We start from the raw sequence: 3,718 nt of genomic DNA, 5'->3' as shown, positions 1-3,718 counted from the left end.
GGTGCGCGCCACGTACGCTAGCGCCTGGCGCACCGAATCGGCAAAGACGAACTTCGGCGTCAGCGTGTCCCACAGCTTCGCCGCTTCGAGCGCCCCCTTGGCATAACGCCCGGCCGGGACTGAAGTCGGGCTGCCGATCGCAATCCGTTTCACTTCAGGCTTGGTCAGGTCGGCGAGCGACTTGACGCCGAGTGCCGAATCGGCGGGGGTGACGAGCACCAGCTTGTTCGCCACGAAATCCGTGCGCGTCGCGGCGACGATGAGATTCTGCTGCTGCGCCTTGTCCATGCTTTCCTGGTCGGCCGAGGCGAAGATGTCGGCCGGCGCCCCCTGCGCGATCTGCTGCAGCAGCGGTCCGGACGCGGCGAAGTTGAATACCACCTTTACGCCCGGATGCGTTTGCTCGAACGACGCGCCGATTCCCTTGAAGGCATTGGTGAGACTCGCCGCCGCGGAGACCACAAGTTCTTCTGCGAGTGCGTACAGCGGCGCGAGAAGTGCGAGCGCGAGCACACCGGTCTGCCAGAGTCGGCTGATGCGTTTCATGTAGCTTTGTTCCTCAGAGGTTGGTTCAGGAATCTTCGGAACCGAAGCAGCGATCGTAATCGATGCACGTGCCGCAGCTTGGCGACTTGCAGATGAAGATCTCCGCGCGCTCGCACAACTGCTTGTAGAAGAACTTCTTCCACTTCATGTCGCCCGTGTTCCTGCGGGAGAGCGCGGTGAAGTAACGATCCAGGAGCTGCGACAGTACTGCACGGCTCGGCAGGCCCATGTCCTGCCACAGGTGGTCGTCGCCCATGCAGGCGGTCGCCACCGCGTGCGCGACCCAGCGTGTTTCCTCGTCGTCGCGGGTGCAATGGTCGAGCAGCAGCTGCAGCAGGTCTTCGATCTCGTCGTCGCGGCTGAAGCCGCGCTCGGCGTTCGCCAGCGCGTCCCAGGGAACGCGGAACGCGGCGTCCGCCCCGGGGAAATAGCGCTCGAGCAGTCGGCGCGTCGCGGCAGCATCGACGCCGAGGAATGGCAGCACCCCGACTCCGTGATGCCGCCAGGCGCTGCCGATGACCCCGGCGAAGGCCAGGGTCGCGGTGTCCGCTGAATCGCGGGCGAATGCCAAGAGCGCGGCCGGCGACTGCGCCGAGGGAGAGGCCGCGAGGAGAGGCGCGAGAGAATTCAACGCGCTCAGGACTTCTCGATGAACACCATAGTCGACTTGAACGCGGCCACCACCGTGTCGCCGACCTTGAGGCCGGTTTCCTCCAGCGAGCGCGTCGTGATCACGGATGACACGATCCCCGCCGCGGTTTCCACGTCCACCTCGGCAACGGCACCGCCCTTGACGATGTTGATGATTTTTCCTTCGAGACGATTGCGAACACTGGACTTCATGCTGACGGCCTCCATGGCAGATGCGCAGATCGAGCCGGACCGCGCCCGGAACATCTGCGCGAAGCACTGTGGCAACGGTATGCACGACAGTGCATAGACGCTCGCTGCCGTAGCCGGGAGACCCGACTCTAGCACGCCGTCGCCGGGGCGTGTGTGTAGCACTTCTTGGGACAGATCTTTGCGCAAGCCTCGCAGCCGACACAGTTTTCCGGGTGCGCCACGGTCATCACGCGCTTCTCGTATTCGTCGTCATCGTCGTCCGAATCGAGCGCCACGCGCTCGCCTTCGTCGGTCAGCCCGACCAGTTGGAGAACGTCGCGGGCACAGACGCGAAAGCAACGACCGCAGCCGATGCAGGTGTCCTGATTCAGCTCGGTCACGAACTGCGGTGTCCAGACCTCGCCGCTCGGCAGGGTCACGGTAAAGGCGGCCATTGCGGGTGCTCCTTGCTGATGGTGACGGGTTTCGCTTACGCGCCTGCGGCGGCGAGCGCCTTGCGTGCCTCGGTGAGGTCGCGGTAGGCGGTGTGCGTGCGCTCGGCCACCTCCAGGATGCGATCCCAGTTGATCGGCAGTTCCTCCGACAGATCGTGCAGGTCCATCTTGGCCTGTGTGGCCTGTGCGTTGAGCTTCTTGACCTTCGTCTTCAGGGTTTCGATATCGTCCATGCGAGACTCCTATCCGTAGTGGGCAACGTCGGGAAACTTGCGGATCATCTCGACGCCGTCGGCGACGAGCTTCGAACCGGTCTCCTCCAGCTTCTCCAGGGTCGGAAAGCCGAAGCGGTGCACGTCCCGCAGATTCCTGTTGCCGACCACGAGGCGACCGGCGATGAGCACCAGGCGGCCGAAGCCTTCGTGATGCATCTTCATCATGGGCGCGACCATGACGCCGGTGGCGCGCTCGATGGCGAGCCCGACCGCGTTGTAGAAAAGCTCCATGCGCCAGAGCGTCTCCGGATCGGGATCGCCCATGAGCGGCAGCGCGCGGCGCTGCTCGGCTGAGAGCACGTACGGCGCAAGCAGGGCGTCGTCAGCCTTGCCGTCCCAGGCGCCATGCGTGTCCTGCGCGCGGATCTGCTTCACGAGTTCGCGCACGAACGGCGCATCCAGTGCCTCGACGGCGGTTGCAACGGCCTCGGTCATTCGGTCACCTCGTCTTCGAAATCGTTCGTGCGCGTCTGCCCCTTGGCGAGCGCCTTGCGCAGCCAGGGGGGCGGCGTGCCCTGCAGGACTTCCTGCAGTCGGTCGAGAATGTCGAGGATCGGCTCCGGCTGCTGCACCTTGACGGGATGGATCTTCGAGGCAACGACGCGGGCAGCCGCCGAGCCGCCGATGGCGGCCACATACACGATCGCGCAGTCGAGAATGGCGTCGAGCTTGGGTGCGAGCTTGTCCTCGTTGCCGTCCTCGTCGAGCTCGCCGCCGAATTCGAAGGTCTGCACGTAGGTGTAGCCCTCGGGGGTTACGTCGTAGACGGCAAGATGTTTCGCCCAGCCGAAGTGGGCGTCGACGCGCTGCTTGTCCTGGGTGGCGAATGCGACTTTCATCGTCGGTTCCTCAAGCGGGTTGGATCGAAGGCTCACCGCGCGCCGCGGCAAGCGCAGCGGGCGGCAGCGGCCAGTCGGTGGGTTTGTGTCCGTGCTCGACGGCCATGAGGACGTTGGCGAGGTCGAAGACGAGATCGCGCGTGCCCCGGTAGCCGACGCTGACGCGATGCGCAGCGCCGAGCCGGTCGAACATCGGAATGCCGATGCGGTAGAGCGGAATGCCGAGGCGCTGCGACGCCTGACGGCCGTGCGCGTGAGTGAGCAGCATGGCGCAGTCTTTCGCACGCGTCTCCAGATCTTCGAGGTCACCGATCACCACCTCGTCCGCCGGCACGCGTTCGAGGATCGGCGATTTGGTCGTCGTCACTGCGGCGGCAACGGTGCCGCCCAGGTCGGCCACCATCGAGGCGACGGCATACAGCAGATCGGGCTCGGCGCCGATGGCGAAGCTCTGGCCGCCGAGGAAGAAGTGCGCATCGAGCATGGCGTCCTGCAATTGACTGCGCTGGCGACGCAGACGCTGCGGCACCGGGCGGCCGGAAAGTTCGGTCAGCGTGCGCATCAGCGCATCGTTTGCAGCGAGTCCGGTGAGCCGGTCGAACACCTGATACGCCACGCCGCACTTCTCGCGCAGACGCTCGGCCGGCGCGCGCATCTGCTCGCCGATGGCGACCGTGAACACGGAGGCGCCGAGGTTGCGCACATCGGCAACCGTCGCACCCCCCAAGGTGGTCGGCGTGAAGGCGTCGCTCATGTGTCCGTCGAGCGACCCGGAAAGATC

Annotated in this window: 8 protein-coding genes; all 8 read right to left on the bottom strand. The window is 65.4% G+C overall.

The features are described from left to right. Positions 1 to 546, bottom strand: a 546-nt coding sequence (gene modA, locus JNK68_14255) for a molybdate ABC transporter substrate-binding protein (protein ID MBL8541505.1), incomplete at its 3' end; no start/stop codon positions are given. A 25-nt stretch (positions 547 to 571) separates the two neighbouring features. Then, complete coding sequence (locus JNK68_14250) at positions 572 to 1,177, bottom strand: nitrogen fixation protein NifQ (protein ID MBL8541504.1); 606 nt, start codon at positions 1,175 to 1,177, stop codon at positions 572 to 574. Between the two features lie 5 nt (positions 1,178 to 1,182). Further along, positions 1,183 to 1,389, bottom strand: coding sequence for a TOBE domain-containing protein (locus tag JNK68_14245; protein ID MBL8541503.1), 207 nt, complete (start codon positions 1,387 to 1,389; stop codon positions 1,183 to 1,185). 128 nt (positions 1,390 to 1,517) lie between these two features. After that, the gene (fdxB, locus tag JNK68_14240; GenBank protein MBL8541502.1) at positions 1,518 to 1,823 is read right to left on the bottom strand and encodes a ferredoxin III, nif-specific; all 306 of its coding nucleotides are present in this window, start codon (positions 1,821 to 1,823) and stop codon (positions 1,518 to 1,520) included. A gap of 35 nt (positions 1,824 to 1,858) precedes the next feature. After that, the gene (locus JNK68_14235) at positions 1,859 to 2,056 is read right to left on the bottom strand and encodes a hypothetical protein (protein ID MBL8541501.1); all 198 of its coding nucleotides are present in this window, start codon (positions 2,054 to 2,056) and stop codon (positions 1,859 to 1,861) included. Positions 2,057 to 2,065: 9 nt separating this feature from the next. Beyond that, positions 2,066 to 2,533, bottom strand: a complete 468-nt coding sequence (locus tag JNK68_14230) for a NifX-associated nitrogen fixation protein (protein ID MBL8541500.1) — start codon at positions 2,531 to 2,533, stop codon at positions 2,066 to 2,068. Continuing rightward, positions 2,530 to 2,937: a nitrogen fixation protein NifX gene (gene nifX, locus JNK68_14225; protein ID MBL8541499.1), complete on the bottom strand. Its 408-nt coding sequence runs from the start codon at positions 2,935 to 2,937 to the stop codon at positions 2,530 to 2,532. Before nifX ends, JNK68_14230 begins: the two co-directional genes overlap by 4 nt. Before the next feature lie 10 nt (positions 2,938 to 2,947). Further along, on the bottom strand, positions 2,948 to 3,718 hold a 771-nt coding region (locus JNK68_14220; protein MBL8541498.1), incomplete at its 5' end, for a nitrogenase iron-molybdenum cofactor biosynthesis protein NifN.

It is taken from the genome of Betaproteobacteria bacterium (assembly GCA_016791345.1).
In the GTDB taxonomy this organism is placed as follows: Bacteria; Pseudomonadota; Gammaproteobacteria; order Burkholderiales; family JAEUMW01; genus JAEUMW01.
Note: the sequence above shows the minus strand (reverse complement) of the source record. Positions and strands in the feature narration are given on the sequence as shown.